Source organism: Stenotrophomonas sp. SBJS02, assembly GCF_020428325.2.
Lineage (GTDB): Bacteria > Pseudomonadota > Gammaproteobacteria > Xanthomonadales > Xanthomonadaceae > Stenotrophomonas > Stenotrophomonas africana.
This window is the reverse complement of sequence record NZ_CP109812.1, coordinates 3842475-3865978: the sequence shown is the minus strand read 5'-3', so window position 1 is coordinate 3865978 and position 23504 is coordinate 3842475. Positions and strand designations below refer to the sequence as shown.

General features: G+C 66.9%; 20 protein-coding genes. 13 read left to right on the top strand and 7 right to left on the bottom strand.

The window, feature by feature from the left end; genetic code table 11:
* Window positions 1-31: 31 nt before the first annotated feature.
* On the bottom strand, window positions 32-1984 hold the full coding sequence (locus FQS62_RS17880) for an acetyl-CoA hydrolase/transferase C-terminal domain-containing protein (protein WP_107380303.1): 1953 nt from the start codon (window positions 1982-1984) through the stop codon (window positions 32-34).
* 34 nt (window positions 1985-2018) lie between these two features.
* On the bottom strand, window positions 2019-2576 hold the full coding sequence (locus FQS62_RS17875; RefSeq protein ID WP_099589261.1) for a flavin reductase family protein: 558 nt from the start codon (window positions 2574-2576) through the stop codon (window positions 2019-2021).
* 118 nt (window positions 2577-2694) lie between these two features.
* On the opposite strand from FQS62_RS17875, the gene FQS62_RS17870 reads away from it, so the two are divergent.
* Genes FQS62_RS17870 through FQS62_RS17860 form a run of 3 tightly spaced genes read left to right on the top strand, consistent with a single transcriptional unit; the run spans window position 2695 to window position 4812 of the window.
* Window positions 2695-3060: a BlaI/MecI/CopY family transcriptional regulator gene (locus tag FQS62_RS17870; protein WP_012481135.1), complete on the top strand. Its 366-nt coding sequence runs from the start codon at window positions 2695-2697 to the stop codon at window positions 3058-3060.
* Window positions 3053-4252, top strand: coding sequence for a M56 family metallopeptidase (locus tag FQS62_RS17865; protein WP_049446324.1), 1200 nt, complete (start codon window positions 3053-3055; stop codon window positions 4250-4252). The genes FQS62_RS17870 and FQS62_RS17865 overlap by 8 nt, the downstream gene beginning before the upstream one ends.
* Window positions 4249-4812 (top strand): hypothetical protein, encoded by a 564-nt coding sequence (locus FQS62_RS17860; protein WP_049446326.1) that lies wholly within the window; start codon window positions 4249-4251, stop codon window positions 4810-4812. The genes FQS62_RS17865 and FQS62_RS17860 overlap by 4 nt, the downstream gene beginning before the upstream one ends.
* A 65-nt stretch (window positions 4813-4877) precedes the next feature.
* Here the strand turns inward: FQS62_RS17860 and FQS62_RS17855 are convergent, their stop codons facing one another.
* The 3 genes from FQS62_RS17855 to FQS62_RS17845 all read right to left on the bottom strand — a co-directional run bounded on the left by FQS62_RS17855 (window position 4878) and on the right by FQS62_RS17845 (window position 7370).
* On the bottom strand, window positions 4878-5678 hold the full coding sequence (locus tag FQS62_RS17855) for an MBL fold metallo-hydrolase (protein WP_049446327.1): 801 nt from the start codon (window positions 5676-5678) through the stop codon (window positions 4878-4880).
* Window positions 5679-5689: 11 nt separating this feature from the next.
* Window positions 5690-6508 (bottom strand): S1/P1 nuclease, encoded by an 819-nt coding sequence (locus FQS62_RS17850; RefSeq protein WP_208043738.1) that lies wholly within the window; start codon window positions 6506-6508, stop codon window positions 5690-5692.
* 232 nt (window positions 6509-6740) lie between these two features.
* The gene (locus FQS62_RS17845; RefSeq protein ID WP_049447745.1) at window positions 6741-7370 is read right to left on the bottom strand and encodes an OmpW/AlkL family protein; all 630 of its coding nucleotides are present in this window, start codon (window positions 7368-7370) and stop codon (window positions 6741-6743) included.
* Between the two features lie 192 nt (window positions 7371-7562).
* Here FQS62_RS17845 and gap point away from each other — a divergent pair, with 192 nt between their 5' ends.
* From gap to FQS62_RS17805, 8 genes are all read left to right on the top strand, one after another.
* Complete coding sequence (gene gap / locus FQS62_RS17840) at window positions 7563-8567, top strand: type I glyceraldehyde-3-phosphate dehydrogenase (protein ID WP_005414333.1); 1005 nt, start codon at window positions 7563-7565, stop codon at window positions 8565-8567.
* A gap of 125 nt (window positions 8568-8692) precedes the next feature.
* Complete coding sequence (locus FQS62_RS17835) at window positions 8693-11362, top strand: DUF2339 domain-containing protein (RefSeq protein ID WP_154349566.1); 2670 nt, start codon at window positions 8693-8695, stop codon at window positions 11360-11362.
* Window positions 11359-12735, top strand: coding sequence for a DUF3999 domain-containing protein (locus FQS62_RS17830; protein ID WP_049447747.1), 1377 nt, complete (start codon window positions 11359-11361; stop codon window positions 12733-12735). Before FQS62_RS17835 ends, FQS62_RS17830 begins: the two co-directional genes overlap by 4 nt.
* Window positions 12736-13375: 640 nt before the next feature.
* Complete coding sequence (locus FQS62_RS17825; protein WP_088480962.1) at window positions 13376-14551, top strand: phosphoglycerate kinase; 1176 nt, start codon at window positions 13376-13378, stop codon at window positions 14549-14551.
* A complete protein-coding gene (locus FQS62_RS17820; protein ID WP_088480963.1) occupies window positions 14548-15201 on the top strand; it encodes an HAD hydrolase-like protein in 654 nt (217 codons plus the stop codon). Before FQS62_RS17825 ends, FQS62_RS17820 begins: the two co-directional genes overlap by 4 nt.
* Window positions 15202-15375: 174 nt before the next feature.
* Window positions 15376-16842, top strand: coding sequence for a pyruvate kinase (gene pyk, locus FQS62_RS17815; RefSeq protein WP_049447753.1), 1467 nt, complete (start codon window positions 15376-15378; stop codon window positions 16840-16842).
* Window positions 16843-17122: 280 nt separating this feature from the next.
* Entirely contained in the window at window positions 17123-18127 is a 1005-nt protein-coding gene (locus FQS62_RS17810) for a class I fructose-bisphosphate aldolase (RefSeq protein ID WP_049447752.1), read from the top strand.
* A gap of 129 nt (window positions 18128-18256) precedes the next feature.
* Window positions 18257-19399 (top strand): iron-sulfur cluster assembly protein, encoded by a 1143-nt coding sequence (locus FQS62_RS17805; protein WP_088480964.1) that lies wholly within the window; start codon window positions 18257-18259, stop codon window positions 19397-19399.
* A 91-nt stretch (window positions 19400-19490) separates the two neighbouring features.
* On the opposite strand, the gene FQS62_RS17800 is transcribed toward FQS62_RS17805, so the two are convergent.
* Window positions 19491-20090, bottom strand: a complete 600-nt coding sequence (locus tag FQS62_RS17800) for an O-acetyl-ADP-ribose deacetylase (protein ID WP_049447750.1) — start codon at window positions 20088-20090, stop codon at window positions 19491-19493.
* A 210-nt stretch (window positions 20091-20300) separates the two neighbouring features.
* Entirely contained in the window at window positions 20301-21260 is a 960-nt protein-coding gene (cysK, locus tag FQS62_RS17795; RefSeq protein WP_049447749.1) for a cysteine synthase A, read from the bottom strand.
* Between the two features lie 207 nt (window positions 21261-21467).
* Here cysK and FQS62_RS17790 point away from each other — a divergent pair, with 207 nt between their 5' ends.
* Both FQS62_RS17790 and FQS62_RS17785 read left to right on the top strand, forming a co-directional pair.
* Complete coding sequence (locus FQS62_RS17790; RefSeq protein ID WP_049447748.1) at window positions 21468-22451, top strand: LysR family transcriptional regulator; 984 nt, start codon at window positions 21468-21470, stop codon at window positions 22449-22451.
* 598 nt (window positions 22452-23049) lie between these two features.
* Window positions 23050-23481, top strand: coding sequence for a DUF2946 domain-containing protein (locus tag FQS62_RS17785; protein WP_057499467.1), 432 nt, complete (start codon window positions 23050-23052; stop codon window positions 23479-23481).
* Window positions 23482-23504: the final 23 nt, after the last annotated feature.

The window sequence follows — 23504 nt, the reverse complement described above, 5'->3', positions numbered from 1 at the left end:
ACAAAGACTTAATCCCCTCCGTCCCCTTGTCTCAGGCGGTGCGCGCCAGTGCCAGCCGCAGGAGGCGCGCGTCCAGGCGTTCGGCGAAATCCTTCGGGGCCTGCAGGCCCATGCGCTGCAGGTACACCGCATCGCCATCGCCGGCCGGTTGGCGCAGCGCTGCCCAGACGGTACGCAGCTTGTCGGCGCGGGTCTGCGTGTTGGCCTTCAGCCAACCCAGCGCCTTCACCAGCACCTGCTCGATCTCGTTGAAGTCGCTGCCCAGCGGATAGTCCGGCAGGCTGCCATCGGCGCGGAAGGGTGCCAGTGCGGCGGCCAATGCCTGCGGCGTGTTGCGCTGCTGCTGTTCCGGATCTGGTTGCGCGGCGGCCAGCAGCTTGCGTGAGGCATGTGCCTGCTGCAGCAGGCCGCCCTGGAACGGGGCTTCGGTGATCGCGGTCATCGCATGCACGCAGTCCTCGTCGGTCAGCCCACGCAGATCGGCGATGCCGTATTCGTTGAGGTAGATGTCGCGCAGGTGGCGCGGGATGGTGGTATGCCCGTAGTTCCAGCGAACGTTGGATTCGCGCTGGCCCTTGTCATCGCGCGCGGCGCGGAACATCAGCACGCTGCGCGCTTCCGGCAGCGCATGTGCCATCGCCACGAAGTTGTACTGGCCGCCTACGCCGGACACTACGCGTCCGTCGTCCAGCGCATCCGACACCGCCGCACCCAGCGCGGTGGCCATCATGCAGGAGTTGAAGAAGCGCGCGTGCCGGCGCTGCAGGCGTTCCAACGTTTCGTTGCCGCCGTACAGCTGGTTGATCTCGCTGATCCGGCGCATGCCGATCGCGCGGCACTCGTCTTCCGGCAATGTGCGCAGCCACTCGTAGAATTCCGGCGAGCCCAGGTAGAACGCGCCATGCAGGTACTCGCCCTCGGCGGCCAGGGTGGCGTGATCGATGGACAGCGTGCTGCCATTTTCAATGCGCTGCATCAGCGCCAGGTCGTCGTGCACCTTGCGCTTGATCACCCCGGTCTGCACCAGCCGGCGGAAGCCCTCGTTGAGCATCTCGCTGCAGCCGTACAGGCCCACCTCGAACGGATCCAGTCCGCCGATTTCCTGCACCAGCGGGTGGCTGGCCAGCTGCGGGTCCAGCGCGTGCAGTACGCGGCGGTAGCGGGCGTTGTCAGTGTGGCGCAGCACCAGCGCATGGCTGAGCGCATCGGCCAGCGTGCCGATGCCAATCTGCAGGGTGCCGCCATCGCGCACCAGCGTGCTGGCGTACAGGCCAATGGCGTAGTCAGCATCGCCAACTGGCTGCCGCGGCAGGCCGAACAACGCCGGGTACGGCGGTGGCGGGGTGATCACCAGATCGAAGAACGACACATCGACCGTCGCCGAGCCGCCCAGATAGGGCAGCTGCGGGTCGATCTCGGCGATCAGCAACGGGCGCGGCAGCCCGCGCGCGGTCATCGCATCCAGCGTGTCCTGGGTGATGTCGTTGTTGCAAGACAGCGAGAGCCGGCGGTCATCGGGCCGCATCGCCACCTTCTGCACGATCACCTGCGGCGCGCGCTGCGCCACCGCATCGGCGGCGTGGGTGTAGTTCAGGCTGGTATAGCTGGATTGCGCCTGCCGCGACCCGAGCAGGGCGCCGGATTGCATGTAGAACTCTTCCACCTGCACATGTGCCGGCAACGCGTCGCGCGCGATCGCATCGGCATAAGCCAGGCGCGGGAAGTCGTCGCCGAAATGGCGCTGCGCGAACGGCGCCAGGAAGCGCGCTTCCAGGCCGTTGCCCCGCGCCTTCGGCGGATTCAGCGACAGCGCGGTATACAGCTGCAGCGGCCGCGAAGGGTCGTGCTCGACGCGTGCGTAGAGGGCATTGAGCAGCCGGTGTGGCTTGCCCAGTGCCAGCGGTGCCCCGATCCGCAGCGGCCCGTCCACGCGCGCAAACAACCAGTCGACAGCGGCGTCCAGGTCGGTGAGGTGTTCGGTCATGCGCGGCGGTCCTGCGTGTGGGGGAGTGCTGGCATTACAGCATGTCGGGCTTGAACCGCCGTCGACGCGAGACTTCCGCGCCGGACACCATGAACTGCCCATCGCCCCGGTAATGCACCGTGCGCGGCAGCTTTGGCCGGGGCGCGACGTGGGCGCGCACGATTTCCCAGATGAACAGGTTGCTCGACGCCACCTGGCTGTCGTCGTACAAGCGGCATTCGAAGCACGAATGACATTGGCCGACCAGCGGCGCGCCGACCTCGCGCGCGGGCAGCGCATCGAGCTCGAAACGGGCGAACTTGTCGACCTCGCGGCCGCTGCAGTTGCCGATGTCCACCACGGTATCGAGCAGCTCCACGCCGGGCACGTTGATCACGCACTCGCCGCTGCCACGGGCCAGCGCATGGCTGTGGTTTTCGTTCCACAGGTAGGTGGCGACCAGCGAAGGCGAGAAGCCCATCACCATATGCCAGCCCATCGTCATCAGGTTGCGCTGGCCGCGCCAAGCCGTGCTAACCAGCACGATCGGGCCGGGTTCGAGGAAGCGGCGGGCCTGCTCGACCGGGAAATCCTTCTTGCGCAGCGCTTTCATCCGGGGCCTGGGGCGGGAGGAACCGATGCTGGCGCAGATTCGATGAACCTGGAGTCGAGAGGCTTGACAGGCGATTCGATTACGCGCGTAATCGAATCGTCGATTACGGATGTAAACCATGACCCCGATCAGCGAAGCCGAAGCCGTTGTGATGGAGGTGCTGTGGCAGCAGGCACCGCGTAGCGCCGACGAAGTGGTCGCCGCGCTGGCCCACCGCGACTGGGCCGAGCCGACCATCAAGACCTTGCTCAACCGCCTGCTGACCAAGGGCGCGATCGCCGCCGAACGTGATGGACGGCGCTACCTGTACCGGCCGCTGCTGCAGCGCCAGGCCTGGGTGGAGGCGCAGAGCCAGGATTTCATCGGGCGAGTCTTTGAAGGGCGCGTGGCGCCGCTGGTCGCGCACTTCAGCGAACGTGGCCAGTTGAGCGCGCAGGACATCGCCGAACTGAAGAAGCTCATCCAGGAGCTGGACCATGACTGAGCTGCTCGACGGACTGTGGCGGGCCAGCCTGTGGCTGGCGGTGGGCGTGGTCCTGCTGGCGGTGATGCGGCCATTGCTGGTGCGATTGGGCGGCGCGGGACTGGCCTATCGCAGCTGGTGGTTGTTGCCGATGCTGCTGGTGGCCTTGCTGCTGCCATTGCCGCAGGCTGCGCTGTTGCAGCAGGTGCCCACGCTGCCGCTGAAAGTGATGCCCGGTGCCCTTGATAGCGTGGCCGGGCATTGGCTTTCATGGGCCGGGCTGTTGTTCACGCTGTGGGCACTGGGCGCGGGTATCTGCCTGCTGCGCGACTTGCGCGCGCAGCGTCGTTTCGAACGGCGCATGGGGCCACTGAAGCTGCGCACCGATGGAAGCTGGCAGGCCAGCGGCGATCCAGGCCTGCCCGCGCTGGTGGGCCTGTGGCGGCCGCGCATCGTGGTCGGCCCGGAATTCGATCAGCAGTTCAGTGCACAGGAGCAGGGCCTGATCCTGCAGCATGAGCGCAACCACCGTCGCAACGGCGATCACTGGGCCAACGGCGCGCTGCTGCTGATGCGCGCGGCGTTCTGGTTCCACCCGCTGGTGCCGTGGGCTGCACGCCGCTTCCTGCGCGATCAGGAGCTGGCCTGTGATGCCCGCACCATGGCCCCGCAGCCTGCGCTGCGCGGCCTCTACGCCAGCACGCTGCTGAAGGCGCAGCTGGTCCACCCGGTTGCGCCCGCGGTCTGCCATTGGCGCGGCCAACCCGTGTTGAAGGAGCGTATCGCCATGTTGAAGCAGTCCAAGCGGAAGGCATTGCCGTGGGTGTCGGGGCAGGTACTGGTGGTCGGGTTGTGTCTGGGAATGGGAGCGGTGGCGTGGGCCAGCCAGGGCGGTACGGCGGGAGGCCCGGCAGGGCCCGTCATGGATCGGGAGATCCAGGTCGACAAGATGCCGCCACCGTCCTACCCGAAGTCCGCGGTCGAGCAGCGCCAGGTGGGCGTAGTGAACCTGCGCGTGGAAGTGGACGCCCAAGGGCATCCCACTGATGTCCAGGTGCTCAGTGCCACCAACCCGGGCGTGTTCGATGCGGTGTCGATCGCCGCCGCACGCAGCTGGACCTATCGGCCGGCGGTGAAGCATGGCCAGCCGGTTGCAGGGGCGGTGAAGATTCCGATCACCTTCGCCATGGATGACACCGAGGACGCGAAGTGAAGTCCGCGCCGCTGTTGATGATGGCGGCGCTGCTGGTGGGGTGTGCAACCCAGGATCGCCTGACCACGGTCGATACCCGCAGCGAAAATGTCGGTCACCAGCGCCTGCGGCCCGATGCGGGGGGAGGGACCGGCCAGATCCAGCGCTACACGCTGGCCGCCAGCGAAGGCTACCGCATGCCGCAGCTGCATACGGCACCGGATCCGGTAGTGGGCGAGCGTGATCCACGCACCTCGCTGCCGCCGACTACGGTCTGCCTGCAGGTGGTGGTGGATGCGCAGGGCAGCGTTGAGCGCAGCATCCCGCTGACCGACCGCAGCGAATGCAGTGCGGGTGAGGCACCGGAGAATGCGCCCTTGCTGCAGGCAGCGCAGGAGGCGGTTGCCATGTGGAAGTACTCGTCTGCCGCGGTCTGCCACTTCGCACCGGGCAAGGTGCCGGCTGATCGCGGCGACTGCCGCAGTGCCGAGCGGGTCGAACCGGTGGCTGTCACCCTGCAGTACGCTTTCACCTTCGAGGTCGTGAAGGGCCAGCATGTGGTGCGCACGCAGGGGAAGTGAACAGGGCTGATTCCCGACGGAACGGTAGCGCCGGGCCTTGCCCGGCGGGTACCGCGCGGCGCCTATCAGGCCCCGCCCTGGATGTTGGCCTTCACCGCCGGCTGCATCAGTTTCGGTTCTTCCAGCGTGGCATCGCGGGCCTGTCGCACGCTGACGAATTCCGCCTCGGCCACACCGTCGTGCACGTGGATGTTGTGCGCGCGCTGTTCGCCGACGGTGGTTTCGTTGGCGAAGCCGCGGCCACCCGGGCCATAGTCGTGGCAGACAAACACGCGCGTTGCATCGGGCAGGGCCAGCAGGCGCTGGATCGAGCGGTACAGCTGCGCGGCATCGCCGCCCGGGAAATCGCAGCGGGCAGTGCCACCGTCGGGCATGAACAGCGAGTCACCGGTGAACAACGCATCGTCGATCAGATAGGCAATGCTGTCGCTGGTATGGCCGGGTACGGCGATCACCTGACAGCGTAGTTCGCCCAGAGCGAAGGTTTCGCCGTCGCTGAACAGGTGATCGAAGATTTCATCTGCGGCAGGAAGCTGCAGGCCATAGCGTGGTGCAAACGTTGCCTGTACCGCGCGGATGCCTTCGCCGATGGCCAGCGTGGCCTGCGGGAAGCGACGCTTCAGGCGGCGCCCGGCCGACACATGGTCAGCGTGGGCATGGGTTTCCAGCAGCCAGCGCAGCTGCAGGCCTTGTTGCTCGATGGCCTGCAACGCGCCATGCAGCGGCGCTTCACTGCTGGCGTCGGTATCCGGGTCGTAGTCCAGGACCGGGTCGATCAGCGCTGCCTCGCTACTGGCCGGGTCGCTGACCAGGTAGCTGAAGGTGTTGCTGTCACGGTGGAAGAACGACTGCACCTGGACCGACATCGGAGCTCTCCTCAGCGCGCGCCGAGCACGCGGTTCAGCAACTGCGCCAGGTTTTCACCGGCCAGTCGCAGCTGCGCTTCGGCCAGCGGCCGGTAGCGCTCGGTGTATTCGTCACCGATTTTACGCGTGGCCGGATAAACGCCAGCTTGCATGGAGATGCGGCAGCTGGCCTCGGCCCACGTCTGCGGGTCGCGCTGCGGGTTGGACTGGTGCGCCAGCTTCGGCGCGCGCTGGCTCTGCAGCAGCGGCAGATAGCCCGCATCGTCCAGCTTGCGGGTGTTGAGCATGCCGCTGTCCCACAGCGAGTGCAGGTTGGTGCCGCGGTTGCCGAACTGCAGCTGGAAATCGTTGCCGCCCTTGTCGTGGGCGTAGCCGGCGTGCATCGGCTGATGGATGTCGCCGACCAGGTGCACGACGAACTTCAGCGCCTGCAAGCGCTCGCCATCGGTCAGGCTGCGGTCGCCGAGGATCGCGCTCTGCGCCTTCAGCGCTTCGACGATGCAGTTGCCGCTCTTGCAGTGCTTCGGCGCCTCGTAGTGGCAGCCATCTTCGGCGATGTTGACGTAGTGCCAACCGGCCGAGCGGCGGCCCAGGCCCGGGTCCTTGGCGCGCAGCTGGTCGGCCCAGGGCGCGATGCTGGCAAGGGTGGCGCCGGGTTCGGTGGCCAGCAGGCGGTCGACTTCAGCGCGCGCAGCGGGGTTGAGACGGGTGTCGGCGACTTCGGCGACCAGGCGGTGGCCTTGCGCGCCCCAGGCATGGGCGGGGGCGGAGACGGACAGCAGGGCCGGCGCGAGGGCGGCGGCGAGGAACAGGGAGTGCAGGGCTTTCATGCGCACATTCTAGCGGGGTAGGTGGATTGAAGAGCGGCGCGTTCCTGTTCCGAAGCGGGAGCGCAGCGGGAGGCGCGGCGTGTCCCGGCTCTGCTCCCCGCCTCGCCCCAGCTCCGGAACCGCTTCAGTCCCAGGCACAAAAAAAGCCCCGGCAATCACCGGGGCAACATGCTGCGAGGGTTTTGCGTATGGCGGGGGAGCGGGGGCGAAGCCCCCGCGCCCAACACACCGCTTAGAACTTGAAGACGTACGAAGCGCCGTAGACCAGCGGATCGATGTTGACCGTGCCGATCTTCTCGCCGTTCAACTTCACCTTGCTGTCGATGTCGATCCAGCGCATGTCCACACGCAGGGCGCCCTTCTCGCCGATCGCGAAGTCGATGCCCGCATGCGCGGCCAGACCCCACGAATCCTGCAGCTTCAGCTTGCTGCCGGCCAGCGCACCGGTGGTGTCTTCGCTGAAGAAGGTCGTGTAGTTCACGCCCGCGCCGACGAACGGCGAGACCTTGCCCTTGCTGTTGAAGTGGTACTGCAGAGTCACCACCGGCGGCAACTGCTTGGTGCTGCCGACGCGGCCGAGGCCATTGATGTTGATGTCGTGCTTGAACGGCAGCGCGGCCAGCACTTCGATGCCCAGGTTGTCGGCAATGAAGTACTCGCCGGTGATGGTCGGCTTGACGTCGTTGTCGACGTCGACCTTCAGGGTGTGGCCCGCCAGCCAGCCGTTGTTCGACTTCGGCGCCACCTGGTGGATGCCGGCCGAAACGGTCCAGTCGCCCTTGGACTGGGCCATGGCCGGGGCAGCGGCAAGGGACAGGGCGGCGGCCAGGCTGGCCACGATCAGGGGGGAGGTCTTGCGCATGGGGATGTTCTCGTTGCTGGGTGGATGGCGACAGTCTCGGCCTCACGCCGCGCTAACGCTTTGATCCGGATCAAATCCTGTCCGGCAGCCCGCCGCGGGGCCCGGCTGGCCCACGGTGGCCAGCGACGGTTTGCTAGACTTGTGGGCCCTATCCATCCCGCCGCACCCGTCGCGGCTGCAGGAGCTTGAGAAATGGCAATCAAGGTTGGTATCAACGGTTTCGGTCGCATCGGGCGTAATGTCCTGCGCTCGGCGGTGCTGAACTTCGGCGACGACATCGAAATCGTGGCCATCAACGATCTGCTGGAGCCGGATTACCTGGCCTACATGCTCAAGTACGACTCCGTGCACGGCCGTTTCAAGGCCGACGTGGCGGTGCAGGGCAACGACCTGCTGGTCAACGGCAAGAAGATCCGCCTGACCCAGGAGCGCGACCCGGCCAACCTGAAGTGGGACGAAGTCGGCGCCGACGTGGTGCTGGAAGCCACCGGCCTGTTCCTGACCAAGGAAACCGCGCAGAAGCACATCGATGCCGGCGCCAAGAAGGTCATCATGTCGGCGCCGTCGAAGGACGACACGCCGATGTTCGTGTACGGCGTGAACGACAAGACCTACGCCGGCCAGGCGATCATTTCCAACGCTTCGTGCACCACCAACTGCCTGGCTCCGCTGGCCAAGGTCATCAACGACAAGTGGGGCATCAAGCGCGGCCTGATGACCACCGTGCATGCGGCAACCGCCACCCAGAAGACCGTCGATGGCCCGTCCAACAAGGACTGGCGCGGTGGCCGTGGCATCCTGGAGAACATCATTCCGTCGTCCACCGGTGCGGCCAAGGCCGTCGGCGTGGTCATCCCGGAACTGAACAAGAAGCTGACCGGCATGAGCTTCCGCGTCCCGACCTCGGACGTGTCGGTGGTCGACCTGACCGTCGAGCTGGAAAAGGAAGCCACCTACGCCGAGATCTGCGCGGAAGTGAAGGCACAGAGCGAAGGCCCGCTGAAGGGCATCCTGGGCTACACCGAAGACAAGGTGGTGGCCACCGATTTCCGTGGCGAGACCTGCACCTCGGTGTTCGACGCCGACGCCGGCATCGCCCTGGACGGCACCTTCGTCAAGCTGGTCACCTGGTACGACAACGAGTGGGGCTACTCGAACAAGTGCCTGGAAATGGCCAAGGTCATCGCCGCCAAGTAAGGCGGGCGTAGATCGCAGACGGACCCCGGCCTGGCCGGGGTTCGTCGTTTATGGGGCCGGCCCTGTCGTAGCATGGGCCGGTCGACCGCCGCCGCTGGGGCGCGGGAACGCAATGGAAGCACGCAATGGAAGCATTGATAGCCCTGGTCGTACTGGTCCTGCTGGCCATCCCGCTGCTGCTGGTGGTGGCGCTGGTGATGATTGCCGGCCTGCGCCGCCGCGTCGCCGCGCTGGAAAGCGCGATGGCCGCTGCGCCTGTCGCTGCCAAGCCGGCCGCCGCCACGCCCGCGCCTGAACGGCCGGTGGTCACGCCCGCAGCCAGTGCCGATCCACCGTTCCTGCGGCCGGTGGCGGCTGCTGCACCGCCTCAGCCAACGCCGCCGGTGCGCGAAGCGGTGCCTGCGGCAGCGGAGGCGCCGCGCCCGATCGCACCACCGCCGGTGCCACCCGCGCCGATGCAGCCGCCGTTGCCTTCCGAACCGGCGCTGCCGAACTTCATCGAGCGCGGCATTGGCGCGGTCAAACGCTGGTTCACCGAAGGCAACGTGCCGGTCAAGATCGGCATGCTGGTGCTGCTGGCCGGTGTCGCCGCATTGTTGAAGTACGTCAGTGACCAGGGCTGGCTGGTGCTGCCGATCGAGCTGCGCCTGGCCGGCGTCACCGTAGCCGCACTGGGCCTGCTGGCGTTCGGCTGGCACCAGCGCGAGCGCCGGCGCCTGTTCGCGCTGGCCCTGCAGGGCGGCGCCATCGGCGTGCTGCTGCTGACCATCTTCGCGGCGTTCAAACGCTTCGACCTGATTCCGCCCGGCTTCGCTTTCGTCAGCTCCATTGCACTGGTGGCCGGGCTGTGTGTACTGGCGGTGGTGCAGAACTCGCGCACGCTGGCGGTACTGGGCATCCTGGCAGGCTTCATGGCCCCGCTGTGGCTGTCCACCGGCAGTGGCAACCATGTGGGGTTGTTCAGCTACTACGCGGTGCTCAACGCGGGCATCTTCGCCATCGCATGGTTCCGTCCATGGCGAGCGCTGAACCTGCTTGGCTTCGCCTTTACCTTCGGCATCGGTACGTTCTGGGGCGTGCTGCAGTACGCGCCGGACAAGTTCAGCAGCACCGAGCCGTTCCTGCTGCTGTTCTTCGCCTTCTACCTGTTGATCCCGCTGCTGTACGCACGCCGGCAGCCCGCCGGGCGACGCGACCTGGTCGACGGCAGTCTGGTATTCGGCACGCCGCTGGTCGCGTTCTCGCTGCAGGCCGGCATGCTGCACGAGCAGCCGATGACGCTGGCGCTATGCGCGCTGGGCCTGGCGGCGATCTATGCGGTGCTGGCGCGGGCGCTGATCGCGCGTGCGTCGTACACCGTGCTGGCGCAGTCGCATGCGGTGCTGGCGGTGGGCTTCGCCACGCTGGCGGTGCCGCTGGCCTTGTCGGCGCGCGCCACCGGCGCGGTCTTTGCGCTGGAAGGCGCCGGCCTGGCCTGGTTGGGCCTGCGCCAGAAGCGCTGGCTGCCGCAGGTGTCCGGTGCGCTGCTGCAGATCGGCGCTGCGTTCGCCTTCGTGGCCGGCGGCGATCACTGGCATGAGGATCTGCGCTTCCTGATCAACCCGACTGCCATCGGCGCGCTGCTGCTGGCCCTGGCTGGCTTCGCGTCGGCCTGGAGCTACCAGCGCAGGTCACGCATCGAGATTGCCCTGGTCTACTACCTGTGGGGCCTGCTGTGGTGGCTGGGTGGCCTGGTGCATGAGATCACCCGTTTCTTCCCGTACCGCACCGAAGGGGATGCATTGCTGGTGCTGGCTGCCATCACCGCATGGCTGGCCGCCGAAGTACAGCGCCGCCAGCCGGCGCGCGCACTGGGTGTGACCGCGCTGGCGATGCTGGCGCTGGGCTTCCCGCTGGCGCTTTTGCAGAGCGATGCGCACCATCAGCCGTTCGCCGGCTACGGTGCGCTGGCCTGGGCGGTGTTCGCGGTGCTGGGTGTGCGCACGCTGCTGTGCCTGCGCCAGGGGGGCGACACGGTGGCGCGCATCGCGCAGTTCCTGTGGTGGCTGCTGTGGCCGTCGCTGCTTTCGCTGCTGGCCCTGTGGGGCGGTGGCGAGGCCGATCTGGCACAGGGCTGGACGACGCTGCTGGTGACCCTGCCGTGGTTGCTGATGGCGGCGCTGTCGCTGTGGCGCTGGAATGCACTGCGTTGGCCGCTGGGTGCAGCGTTCGACAGCGTGCGCCAGCCGCTGCAGTGCGTGCTGTTCGGGCTGCTGTCGACGGGGTGGCTGTTCGGCCAGCTGCTGCCGGGCGACGCCGCGCCGCTGTTGTGGCTGCCGGTGCTGAATCCGGCCGAGGTCGGACAATGGTTGAGCCTGTTGCTTCTGGCGCGCTGGTTGTACAGCGATCAGGCACCTCAGGCATTGCTGAACATCCGCATGCCGCTGCTGTCCCTGGCAACCTTCGTCGCGCTGACCAGCGTTGTGCTGCATGGCGTGCACCAGTGGGGCGGGCTGTCGTGGAATGTGTCGATGATGCGCTTCAGCCTGGCGCAGACCAGCCTGACCGTGCTGTGGAGCGTGCTCGGCGTGATTGCCTGGGTGTGGGGATCGCGCCGTGGCCAGCGCGTGCTGTGGATGGTCGGTGCCGTGCTGATGGGCGTGGTACTGGCCAAACTGGTCATTGTCGATCGCCAGCACCTGGGCAATCTGCTGGGCATCGCATCGTTCATTGCCTACGGCCTGCTGTGCACGGTCGTGGGTTATCTGGCACCGGCACCGCCCAGCGCGGCGCCGTCCGTGGAGGAAAAACAATGAGGAAGTGGAGCAGGGCGCTGCTGCCGACGATGTTCGGCATGCTGGCCGCCGTGGCGGTGCAGGCTGCCGACTACCGCACGCAGTACGCCGAGCAGTGGCCGCTGACGCTGTCCAGCGCGCAGTCCGGTGCATACAGGGTGGTTCTGGAGCCGGCCATCTATCGCCGTGCAGGTGCCGCAGACCTGGGTGACCTGCAGGTGTTCAACGCCGCCGGCCAATCGTTGCCATCGGCATTGCTGGCGCCGGACCAGCCGCTGGCCCAGCCGCCCGTGCAGCGTGAGCTGCCGTGGTTCGCGTTGCCGCCGCTGGCCGAAGCACAGCGCAACGATCTGCAATTGCTGACCGAGCGCGATACCGATGGCCGTGTCCGTCGCGTCGAAGCACGCGTGAGCGGCGGTGCGGCAACGAACGGGCAGGGTGGTTGGCTGATCGATGCCAGCGTGCTCGGCGAGCAACCGTTGGCGGCACTGGTGCTGGATTGGGCTGACAGCGGACAGCCGTTGCAGGCGCAGGTGCAGCTGGATGCCAGCGACGATCTGCAGCACTGGCGCGCGGTCGGGCGTGACATTCCGCTGGTGGACCTGCAGCGCGCCGGCAAGCGCCTGCTGCAGCGCCGGCTGCAGGTGAATGGCGAAGCACGCTACCTGCGCGTACTGGCACAGGGCGATGCGCGTCTGCCGACGCTGCGCAGTGTGCTGGCCGAGCTGCCGCCGGCACCGGCCACACTGCCATGGGAGTGGTTGTCGCTGGAACCGACCTCGAAGGGCAAGGGCGAGTACACCTTCGAGATGGATGGCCGGTTCCCGGCGGCGCGTGCCGACGTGGCCAGCACCGACAACAGCCTGGTGCAGTGGACATTGTTCAGTCGCGATGACGAGAGTGCAGAGTGGCAGCGCCGCAGTGCGCCGTGGATTGCCTACCAGCTGCAGCAGGGCGCGCAGGGCCAGCGCCAGCAATCAGCGGCCCAGCCGCTGGGCGGCGTGCATCGCGACCGCTACTGGAAGCTGGTGGCAAACCCGGCGGAAACTGCGACCGCACCGACCCTGCGCCTGGGCTATCAGCCGGAAGTACTGGTGTTCCTGAGCCAGGGTGCAGCGCCGTATGCACTGGCGGTGGGCAGCGCGACCGCGCGCCGCATGGAAGCGCCGATTGGTGTGCTGATCGAGGAACTGCGACAGCGCAATGATCCGTCGTGGCAGCCGACGCTGGCCCGCCTGGAAGGCAGCCCGGAGCCGCTGGCCGGCGACGCGGCGCTGAAACCGCAGCACGATTGGAAGTCGTGGTTGCTGTGGGCGTTGCTGGGGCTGGGTGTGTTGGTCGTTGGCGGCCTGGCGGTCAGCCTGCTGCGGCAGAAGCCGGCGCCTTCGGCGTAGGTTCCGGCGAACGGCGCAGCCCCTCGTGGGTGGGGTTGGTCGTGCAAAGCAAAAGCAAAAGCCGCGCTTGGCCGGGCGGGGTGGGTTCGTGGGGGACGCCGCAAGTACGTCCTTGTAGGCTTGGCAGCCGCATCCATGCGGCTGACACCCCCGCGAACCCACCCCGCCCGGCCTCTGACAGTTTCCGGTTGCGTCCACCCACGGAAGAGAAAAAAGAAGAGCAAAAGCAATGCAGCTTCGCTGGGCGCTTCTTGTAGAGCCGAGCCCACGCTCGGCTGCTGTTCGCGGTAGACCCAGCCGAGCATGGGCTCGGCTCTACAGTTTCTCCGACATCAGAAGCCGCTCTTGCTCCTGCCTTTGCCATCCGCTCCGCCTCATGAACCTGTCGAGGCCGGGGCGGTGTGGGGTGGCAGGGGTGTGAGCCGCAATGGATGCGGCGACCAAGCCCCCATGGACGGGTTTATGGCGTCCCCTGCCATCCCACAGCACCCCGGCTCACCCTCAGCACCAAGAAGCGCCAGCGCTTTGGCTGTTGCAGTTCGCTGTTGCCGTACGCCTCTGCCTGCCGCAGGCATCGCCACCCGATACAATGGCCGTCTGCCGTAGCCCGGCATCCCGTCCCTGAGCCAAAGAGTTGCCCATGTCCATCGTCCGCATGACCGACCTCGACCTCTCCGGCAAGCGCGTGCTGATCCGCCAGGATCTGAACGTGCCGATCGAGAATGGCCGCATCACCTCCGAACAGCGCATCACCGCTTCGCTGCCGACGCTCAAGCGCGCGCTGGAGCAGGGTGCGGCGGTGATGGTCACCTCGCACCTGGGGCGCCCGAAGGAAGGCGTGTGGAGCGAAGCCGATTCGCTGGCGCCGGTCGCCCAGCGTCTGTCCGAGCTGCTCGGCCGCGAGGTCCCGCTGGTGCGTGACTGGGTCGACGGTGTCGACGTGCAGCCCGGCCAGCTGGTGCTGCTGGAAAACTGCCGCATGAACGTCGGCGAGGGCAAGGACGATGAAGCCCTGTCGAAGAAGTACGCGGCGCTGTGCGATGTGTTCGTGATGGATGCCTTCGGCACCGCGCACCGTGCGCAGGCCTCCACCCACGGTGTCATCCGCTTCGCCCCGGTTGCTGCCGGCGGCCCGCTGCTGATGGCCGAACTGGACGCGCTGGCGCAGGCGCTGGATGCGCCGGCCAAGCCGCTGCTGGCCATCGTCGCCGGCAGCAAGGTCAGCACCAAGCTGGAACTGCTGGCCAACCTGGTCGGCAAGGTCGACCAGCTGATCGTCGGTGGCGGCATCGCCAATACCTTCATTGCTGCCGCTGGCTACAACGTCGGCAAGTCGCTGTACGAGCCGGACCTGCTGGACACCGCGAAGAAGATCGTGGCCGATGCCAAGGCGCGTGGCGCCGACATTCCGCTGCCGGTCGACGTGGTCACCGCCAAGCAGTTCATGCCGGATGCTGTTGCCGAAGTGAAGGCGGTCGACGCCGTTGCCGAGGACGACCTGATCCTGGACATCGGCCCGCAGACCGCTGCGCAGTACGCGCAGCTGATCGGGAAGGCCGGCACCGTGGTCTGGAACGGCCCGGTCGGCGTGTTCGAGTTCGAAGCTTTCAGCAAGGGCACCGAAGCGCTGGCTCGCGCCATCGCCAGCTCGCCGGCATTCTCCATCGCCGGTGGCGGCGACACCCTGGCGGCGGTCGACAAGTTCGATATCGCCAAGGACGTCAGCTACATCTCCACCGGTGGCGGTGCGTTCCTGGAGTTCCTGGAAGGCAAGACCCTACCGGCGGTCGCCGCCCTCGACGCGCGCGGCGCATGAGTGCCGACCGCAGCAAGGATGTCCTGTTCTTCGACCTGGACGGCACGCTGATCGATTCGCAGGTGGGCATCACCGCCTGCATCGCCTATGCGCTGCAGAAGATGGACCATCCGGTGCCGTCGCAGGAGACGCTGCTGGGCTGGATCGGTCCGTCGCTGCGGACTACCTTCGCGCCGCTGTTCGGCGAACCGGCGCGGGTGGAACAGGCGGTGGGCTACTACCGTGAGCGCTTCGACGTCGAAGGCTGGCGCGAGCACACGGTGTACCCGCAGGTGGAAGACACCCTGCGCGCGCTGCATGGTCGTGGCCACCGCCTGGCGGTGGTCACGGCCAAGAACGAGCCGCACGCGCGCCGCATTCTCGCCCACCTGCCGTTTGGCGGGCTATTCGAGGAGATCGTCGGTTCCACCCTGGACGGCTCCCGCAGCCACAAGCCAGAACTGGTGGGTGAGGCGCTGCGTCGGCTGCAGGTGCAGCCCGCGCAGTGCTGGATGATCGGCGACCGCCGCATGGACATCGAAGGCGCACGCCACCACGGCCTGCGCAGTGTCGGCGTGCTGTGGGGCTTTGGCGGTGAGGAGGAACTCACTGCCGCCGGTGCTGGCCAGCTCGCCCGTGAGCCGGCACAGCTGGAAACGCTGCTGGCCTAGTCTCCTGTGGAGCCGAGCCCTTGCTCGGCTCCACAGAACTCCCTGCGCCAGCGTATGTCCGGACCATGTCCGTTCCATGACCCGCGGAGTCAGGCAGCACAAGGCTGTAACCGTATACATGGGGCGTGAAGGATGTGCTAATTTCCGTTCTTTAACGGGAGAGGCCCCTTCACCATGTTCGAGCGTCAGCGTCGCACCAAGATCCTTGCCACCCTCGGTCCGGCCACCGATCCGCCGGGCGTGCTGGAGGATCTGTTCCGCGCCGGCGTCAACGTGGTGCGCCTGAACTTCAGCCATGGCGATCCGTCCGGCCAGGCCAAGCGTGCGGCCGAAGTGCGTGCCGCTGCTGCGCGCGTGGGGGTGGAGGTCGGCATCCTGGCCGACCTGCCGGGCCCGAAGATCCGCATCGAACGCTTCGCCGAAGGCAAGGTGCAGCTCAAGGCGGGTGACCGCTTCGACCTGATCGCCAGCTCCAACGCCGGTCCCGGCGATACGACCCAGGTGGGCGTGAGCTACCTCGGCCTGCCGCAGGACGTGGGCCCGGGCGATGTGCTGCTGCTGGACGATGGCCTCATGCAGCTGCAGGTGGTGGAGGTGCAGGGCGAGCGCATCATCAACACCGTGCTCAACGACGGTGTGCTGTCCGACCGCAAGGGCCTGAACAAGCAGGGCGGCGGCCTCTCGCTGGGCGCGCTGACCGAGCGTGACAAGGAGCTGATCGGCATCGTCGCCAAGATCGGTGTCGACTTCATCGCCGTGTCGTTCTGCCGCAACGCGCAGGACATGAACGATGCGCGTGACATCGCCCGCTCGCATGGCTGCGATGCTGCGCTGGTATCGAAGATCGAGCGTACCGAGGCGATCGAGAACCTGGAAGAGATCGTCGAGGCCAGCGACGTGGTGATGGTGGCCCGTGGCGACCTGGGCGTGGAAATCGGCGACGCCGAACTGCCGGGCCTGCAGAAGAAGATCATCAAGGCCTCGCTGGCCCAGAACAAGGTGGTGATCACCGCCACGCAGATGCTGCAGTCGATGGTCGAAAGCCCGATCCCGACCCGCGCCGAAGTGCTGGACGTGGCCAACTCGGTCATCGACGGCACCGACGCGGTGATGCTGTCGGCCGAAACCGCTGCCGGTGCCTACCCGGTCAAGGCCGTGGAAGCGATGGCACGCATCTGCCTGGGTGCCGAGCGCCAGTTCCAGACCGAGACCGACTTCAACGCTTCGCCGCGCAACCTGGAACGTGCCGACCAGGCCATCGCCATGGCCACCATGTTCCTGTCGCAGCACGTGGGCGTGCGCGCGATCGTGGCGATGACCGAATCCGGCGGCACTGCGCGTTACCTGTCGCGTTTCCGCGCCAAGGCGCCGGTGTTCGCGGTCACCCGCCATGACGGCGCACGTCGGCAGATGGCGCTGATGCGCGACGTCTATCCGATCAATTTCGACAGTCGTGGCCTGACCCCGCGCGAAGCGGCGCGTGGCAGCATCCGCCTGCTGGTGGAAGCCGACCTGCTGCAGGCCGGCGACCGCGTCGTGTTCACCAGCGGTGAGCACATGGAAACCCACGGTGCCACCAATACCCTGCGCCTGCTGGAAGTGGGTGAAGACGGCCGCGCCATTGGGCTGGGTGATCTGTAAGGTACGCGCCATCGCATGCGCGCTGTCGCCCCACGATCTGCTGTGCAGATGGTGGGCCCCTTCCTACCAGCATCCGGACCCCCGCCACTGCGCGGCCGCCCCCTGACTCAGGGGGCACTCGTCCCGGGATCCGGGTTTTGCGCGGTACCCACGCTCAGTCCGCATGGGTCAATGATTGTCCTGCGCGGACATTGGAATCGTTTCCAGCCTGGCCTCCACGTCGAGGCAACGGGTAGCGGGGCTATACTTACGTTTTTCCCGCACCCGCCACAGGAAGTACATGAGCATCGAACAGCTGGCTGAAACCGCCCAGGCCATGGTTGCCCCGGGCAAGGGCATCATCGCGATCGACGAATCCACCGCTACCATCGCCAAGCGTTTCGCTGGCGTCGGTATCGAGAACACCGAGGAGAACCGTCGTGCCTACCGCGAACTGCTGCTGACCACGCCGAAGCTCAACGAGCACATTTCCGGCGCCATCCTGTTTGACGAAACCATCCGTCAGTCGACCAAGGACGGCGTGCCGTTCGCCAAGTACATGGCTGACCACGGCATGATTCCGGGCATCAAGGTGGACAAGGGTGCGCACCCGCTGGCCGGCTGCCCGGGCGAGCTGGTCACCGAAGGCCTGGACGGCCTGCGCGAGCGCCTGCAGGAGTACTACAAGCTGGGCGCGCGTTTCGCCAAGTGGCGTGCGGTCATCAACATCGGCGAGAGCATTCCGTCGGGTACCTGCATCGAGTCCAACGCACACGCGCTGGCGCGTTATGCCGCCCTGTGCCAGGAATGCGGCCTGGTGCCGATGGTCGAGCCGGAAGTGATCATGGACGGCGACCATGACATCGAGACCTGCTACGAAGTCACCGAAGCCACCCTGCGTTCGCTGTTCGACGCGCTGTACCAGCAGAACGTGCTGCTGGAAGGCACCATCCTGAAGGCGTCGATGGTCATCTCCGGCAAGAACTGCGATGAGCAGGCCGACGTCGAGGAAGTGGCCGAGTCGACCGTGATGTGCCTGAAGAGCACCGTGCCGGCGATCCTGCCGGGCGTGGTGTTCCTGTCCGGCGGCCAGAGCGACGAGCAGTCCACCGAGCACCTGAACGCGATGAACCAGCTGGGCAACCTGCCGTGGCCGCTGAGCTTCTCCTACGGCCGCGCCATGCAGCAGGCCGCGCTGAAGCTGTGGGCGAAGGACATGAAGGGCAACTACGCCGCTGCCCAGAAGACCGTGTACGAGCGCGCCAAGGACAACGGCCTGGCTGCGCTGGGCAAGTGGAACGGTTGATCCGTCCCCTTGCAGGATGAACAGGGCAACGCCGGCTTTACGCCGGCGTTTGCTTTTGCGGGTATCTTTTCCGCCCCCGCGTGCCCGGCCGGTACGCGGGAACCACATGGAAGGCCAAGGAGAAACAACATGCGTTTGGCAGCACTCACACTGGCCGTCGCCACGGTCCTGGTCGCCGGCGGTTGCAACCGTCTCGGTGGCGGTGGTGACGCAGGCAAGGCCGCGTCGCTCGATTTCGACAAGCCGGTGTCCGGCGAGATCACCTCGCGCAGCGGCATCAACTACAACGACGGCAGCCACCACCAGCTCTACCAGATCAAGCTGGAAGACAAGCAGCTGGTCGGGCTGAAGCTGACCGGTTCGCTGAGCGGCTCGATCGCCGTGTTCAACAACGGCAGCCTGGTGGCCAGCAGCAACACCGGCTACGAGCGCGAAGGCGACGTTTCGCTTGCCTTCCGTGCCAACGGTGGCGGCACCTACCAGGTGGCGGTTAACGCCAACGGCTCGACCGATTACGGTCCGTACCGCCTGCGCGCCGAGAAGCTGGTGCCGTACGACGGCAAGCCGCTCGCGGGCAGTGGCGAGATCGTCGACATGCTGGCCGGTGGTTCCCAGGACTACACCCTGCAGGTCGACAAGGCCGGCCTGTACGAGATCCGCCTGGTGTCGGATGTCTTCGATCCGGTGCTGAAGCTGTCGGGCCAGGGCGTGGATGCCGAGAATGACGATGGCGGGGACAGCACCAACTCGCGCCTGACCCTGTCGCTGAAGCCGGGCAAGTACACCCTGACCGCGCGCGGCCTGGGCGACGGCGTCAACGGCATGTTCACCCTGTCGGCCAACCGCATCGAGCTGCCCGGCAATCTGGTCGAGCGCGATGGCACTGCACTGCCGAAGTCGGGCAGCGTGTACACGATGCTCGACAACGATGGCCGCCGCCGCTTCCTGCTGACCCTGGACCGCCCGGCCGACGTGCGCCTGGATGCGATTTCCAGCCAGGTCGATACCGTGCTGCGCGTGGTCGGCGGCGACGTCGAGCTGACCGATGATGACGGTGGCAACGGTACCAACTCGCGCCTGGAGGAGACCCTGCCGGCCGGTCACTACACTGTCGACGTTTCCAGCCTGAACAATGGCGCAGGCATGGTGGAAGTGCGCGTGCAGGTGGATGGGGCCAGCGCTGACGGTGCTGTGGCCTCTGCGGCCCGCGCTGCGGCCGATGCCGCCGCCGTGGCCGATGACGCTGCGGCGGTGGAAGCTGCCAGCCGTTGAGGTGGTCCACGCGCAGCGTGGATGACATCAAGGCTGCAACGGAAAAGGCCGGGCAATGCCCGGCCTTTTCTTCTACCTTCCGCGCTGCGGTTCAGTGCGCAGCGGCGAAGCCCGCATCGCCCAGAGGCGGGAGCATCGACGCGCGCGGTTCGTTGTCCGCGCTTTGCCCGGCGGCGCTCAACGCCTGCTGGTAAGCCTTCGCCGTGGCAGTGTTGAACGCCACCAGCACGATGCGCATCGGCTGTGCATGGCTGCGCTGCCACGCCAGTGTTTCGGTCACTGCAATCTGCGCGGCCTGGTACAGCGGATAGCCGTATACGCCGCAGCTGATGGCCGGGAACGCGATCGACTGCACACCCAGCGATTCGGCCAGCTGCAGCGACTTCCAGTAGCAGTTGGCGAGCAACGCCGGTTCATCGCGCTGGCCGTCATGCCAGACCGGGCCCACCGTGTGCAGTACATAGCGTGCAGGCAAAGCGTAAGCGCTGGTGGCGCGTACTTCGCCGGTCGGGCAACGCACGCCCGGGCGCAGCTCCGGCAGCTCCTCGCATTCGGCCAGCAATGCGGGGCCCGCTGCACGATGGATCGCGCCGTCCACCCCGCCGCCGCCGAGCAGTGTTTCGTTGGCCGCGTTGACGATCGCATCCACCGCCAGGGTCGTGATGTCGCCCTGCCAAACTTCGATCTTCATGCGTCCGTCTCCTGCCTGTGAGGTGATCCGCGCAGCATCTGCGCCGGCTGTTCCCACGGTAGGGGACAGGGCATCGATACTGCGTCATGACCGTCTCACGCGCTGCGATCCGACGGTCTTCACGCACGATGGCGGGCGACGCCTTCACGCAGGCTGAAGCGGAGGAGGGCGGCTCCCTTCCCCTGCGGAAAAGGGAGCCGACCCCGGCTCTTATGGCAGGCCGGCCAGCCAGTCGTCGTCGGACCCCTCATTCACATCGGCGAACAGCGGCGTGGAGAAATAGCGTTCACCGGTGTCCGGCAGCATGGCCAGAATCACTGAGCCCGGTTCGGCACGTGCGGCCACGTCCAGTGCGCTGGCCACGGTAGCGCCGGCGGAGATGCCGACGAAGATGCCTTCCTCCGCAGCCAGTCGGCGTGCGGTGGCGATGGCGCGGTCATCTTCCACCGTCACCAGTTCATCCACCACATCGCGGTTGAGCACATCCGGCACGAAGTCCGGGGTCCAGCCCTGGATCTTGTGCGGCTTCCAGTCATCGCCCTTCAGCAGTGCGGCACCGGCCGGTTCGGTGGCGATGATGCGGGTCTGCGGGCGCGCGACCTTCAATACTTCACCCACGCCGGTGAGCGTACCGCCGGTGCCCCAGCCACTGACGAAGTAGTCCAGCCGCTTGCCGGCGAAGTCGCGCAGGATCTCGGCGGCGGTGGTGTTGCGGTGATACGCCGGGTTGGCCGGGTTGGCGAACTGGCTGGCCAGGAACCAGCCATGCTGCTCTGCCAGTTCAGCAGCCTTGCGCACCATGCCGCTGCCGCGTTCGGCGGCCGGGGTCAGGATCACCTTGGCGCCATAGGCGCGCATCAGCTTGCGGCGCTCCACCGAGAAGGTCTCGACCATGGTGGCCACGAACTTGTAGCCGCGCGCGGCGGCGACCATCGCCAGTGCCACGCCGGTGTTGCCCGAGGTGGCCTCCACGATCGTGTCGCCCGGCTTGAGCACCCCGCGCGCTTCGGCGTCGAGGATGATCGCCAGCGCCAGGCGGTCTTTCACCGAGCCGCCCGGGTTGAACGACTCGACCTTGGCGTAGACGCTGACCTGCGGTGGCGCCAGGCGCTGCAGCTTGACGATGGGGGTGTTGCCGACGGTATCGAGGATGGAGTCGTACAGGGCCATGGAAGCGCTCCGGAAACGGGGCCGCGCCGGGTTTCGGCGGGCGAAGGGGGAGGGCTGGCTGTTCAGGCCAGCGGCTGCCGGCTGACCGTAGCGCCGGCATATGACGCCCGGAAATGACCAGATACCTTTCTTAAACAACCTTTGGTTATAAGCTGGTGACGGCAAATGACCCTAGAGTGGACCTCCGCCCCACGCCGCCTGCCTCCCATGACGCTGACCCAGCTGCGCTATCTGGTTGCCATCGCCGACGCCGAGCTGAACATCACGCTGGCTGCCTCGCGCGTGCATGCCACCCAGCCCGGCCTGTCCAAGCAGCTCAAGCAGCTGGAGGACGAGCTTGGCTTCCTGTTGTTCGTACGCAAGGGCCGCAGCCTGGAGTCGGTTACCCCGGCCGGCACCGAGGTCATCGCCCGCGCCCGTGCGGTACTGGCCGAGGCCAACAACATCCGCACCTATGCAGCCAACCAGCGCCGCGAGAGCCAGGGCCAGCTGATCCTGACCACCACCCACACCCAGGCGCGCTTCGTGCTGCCGCCGGCGGTGGCGGCGATCAAGCAGGCCTACCCGCAGGTGAGCGTGCACCTGCAGCAGGCCGGCGAAGCCGATGCGCTGGATCGCCTGAACCAGGGTGATGCCGATATCGCCATCATCAGCACCGCCGGCGGTGAGCCCACCGATGGCATCGCGGTGCCGCTGTTCCGCTGGCGGCGGCTGGTGGTGGTGCCGAAGGGTCACCCGCTGGACCGCGCCGGCCGCGCCCCGGATCTGGCCGCGCTGGCCCGCCAGCCATTGATCAGCTACGAGTCATCGACCCGTCCGAACTCGTCGCTGCAGCGCGCCTTCGCCGCCAATGGGCTGGCGCCCGACCTGGCACTGACCGCGCTCGATGCGGATCTGATCAAGACCTACGTGCGTACCGGTCTGGGTGTAGGCCTGCTGGCGGAGATGGCGGTCAGTTCCAACGATGAAGACCTGCGCTCGTGGCCGGCCCCGGAGCCGATCACCGAGTGCATTGCTTGGGCGGTGCTGCCGCGCGACCGTGTGCTGCGTGATTACGCGCTGGAGCTGGTGCATGTGCTGGCACCGCAGATTGATCCGCGCGACCTGCGCAGGGTGCTGGATGGCAACCAGGCGGCGGCGTGGCCGGTGCCACCGACGTGGGAGTCACTGACCCAGACCATCACGGTGTGAGGTGGGTCGAGCAGGGCCTGCAGCCCTGCACCTGCCGCGGCATTCAAGCAACAGCAACAGCAACAGCAACAGCAGAAGCGGCATTCCGTGGGTTGGCGGGGCGGTGTCGGAGTGCGGGGACGCTGCAAGTACGTCCCTGTAAGCTTGGCAGCCGCATCCATGCGGCTGACACCCCGCACTCCGACACCGCCCCACCTCTGACAGATTCCGGCGGCTGTTGGTAGGTGTCGACCTTGGTCGACACGGTAGATCCACGCCATGCGTGGATGCTCTTTGTTCAATTCTCGAAATATTCGATTCCGATGGAGATTCATCCACGCATAGCGTGGATCTACGACAGATCGCAGAAATCTGTCGAAGGCGGGGTGGGTCCGGTTGCGGGAGTGTCCGCGGCATGGATGCCGCGGCCAAGCCCCCAGGGACGGGTTTACGGCGTCTCCCGCAACCGGACCCACCCCGCCATCCCACGGATTGCCCGCTTTTGACGTTGACGTTGACGTTGATTCAGCGGGTGCAGGGCTGCAAGCCCTGCCGATAAACCCCCTCCTGCGACGGTTCGTCGCACGAGCAACCCTGGACCCGCATCTACACTAGCGGGGTGACCCGCCTGTCCCGCCCGCAGCGCCTTCTGCTCCAGCTCGCCGTCCTGGCGACGCTGCTGATGGTGCTTGCGCCACTGGTCAGTCGCGCGCTGCAGGCGCAGCCGATGGAGCACGTCGCGATGGCAGGCATGGACCACGCTGCCATGGGCCATGACATGCACGGCATGGCCATGGCCGGGCACGATCAACACGGGTCTTCACCGGTAGCGCCTGACCGTCCGCCCGACCCCCACGCCATGCACGGCGAAGCCTGCGAATACTGCGTGCTGGCGATGCGCCTGCTGCCATGGCTGGCGGTACTGGTGCTGCTGTTGCCGCTGCTGTGGCGGCCGCGCCTGGTGTTCCCGTGGTCTCAGCAGGTACTGCCCGCGTTGCGCTGGCCGGCGCATGCCGCGCGTGGGCCGCCGCGTTTCTCCATCGTTCGCTGATGTCCCTATCGAATCTGCCGCAC

Bases quoted from the DNA above. Each gene is read 5' to 3' on its own strand.
- FQS62_RS17880 (WP_107380303.1), bottom strand. From the start codon at position 1,984: ATGACCGAACACCTCACCGACCTGGACGCCGCTGTCGACTGGTTGTTT.
- FQS62_RS17875 (WP_099589261.1), bottom strand. From the start codon at position 2,576: ATGAAAGCGCTGCGCAAGAAGGATTTCCCGGTCGAGCAGGCCCGCCGC.
- FQS62_RS17870 (WP_012481135.1), top strand. From the start codon at position 2,695: ATGACCCCGATCAGCGAAGCCGAAGCCGTTGTGATGGAGGTGCTGTGG.
- FQS62_RS17865 (WP_049446324.1), top strand. From the start codon at position 3,053: ATGACTGAGCTGCTCGACGGACTGTGGCGGGCCAGCCTGTGGCTGGCG.
- FQS62_RS17855 (WP_049446327.1), bottom strand. From the start codon at position 5,678: ATGTCGGTCCAGGTGCAGTCGTTCTTCCACCGTGACAGCAACACCTTC.
- FQS62_RS17850 (WP_208043738.1), bottom strand. From the start codon at position 6,508: ATGAAAGCCCTGCACTCCCTGTTCCTCGCCGCCGCCCTCGCGCCGGCC.
- FQS62_RS17845 (WP_049447745.1), bottom strand. From the start codon at position 7,370: ATGCGCAAGACCTCCCCCCTGATCGTGGCCAGCCTGGCCGCCGCCCTG.
- gap (WP_005414333.1), top strand. From the start codon at position 7,563: ATGGCAATCAAGGTTGGTATCAACGGTTTCGGTCGCATCGGGCGTAAT.
- FQS62_RS17835 (WP_154349566.1), top strand. From the start codon at position 8,693: ATGGAAGCATTGATAGCCCTGGTCGTACTGGTCCTGCTGGCCATCCCG.
- FQS62_RS17830 (WP_049447747.1), top strand. From the start codon at position 11,359: ATGAGGAAGTGGAGCAGGGCGCTGCTGCCGACGATGTTCGGCATGCTG.
- FQS62_RS17825 (WP_088480962.1), top strand. From the start codon at position 13,376: ATGTCCATCGTCCGCATGACCGACCTCGACCTCTCCGGCAAGCGCGTG.
- FQS62_RS17820 (WP_088480963.1), top strand. From the start codon at position 14,548: ATGAGTGCCGACCGCAGCAAGGATGTCCTGTTCTTCGACCTGGACGGC.
- pyk (WP_049447753.1), top strand. From the start codon at position 15,376: ATGTTCGAGCGTCAGCGTCGCACCAAGATCCTTGCCACCCTCGGTCCG.
- FQS62_RS17810 (WP_049447752.1), top strand. From the start codon at position 17,123: ATGAGCATCGAACAGCTGGCTGAAACCGCCCAGGCCATGGTTGCCCCG.
- FQS62_RS17805 (WP_088480964.1), top strand. From the start codon at position 18,257: ATGCGTTTGGCAGCACTCACACTGGCCGTCGCCACGGTCCTGGTCGCC.
- FQS62_RS17800 (WP_049447750.1), bottom strand. From the start codon at position 20,090: ATGAAGATCGAAGTTTGGCAGGGCGACATCACGACCCTGGCGGTGGAT.
- cysK (WP_049447749.1), bottom strand. From the start codon at position 21,260: ATGGCCCTGTACGACTCCATCCTCGATACCGTCGGCAACACCCCCATC.
- FQS62_RS17790 (WP_049447748.1), top strand. From the start codon at position 21,468: ATGACGCTGACCCAGCTGCGCTATCTGGTTGCCATCGCCGACGCCGAG.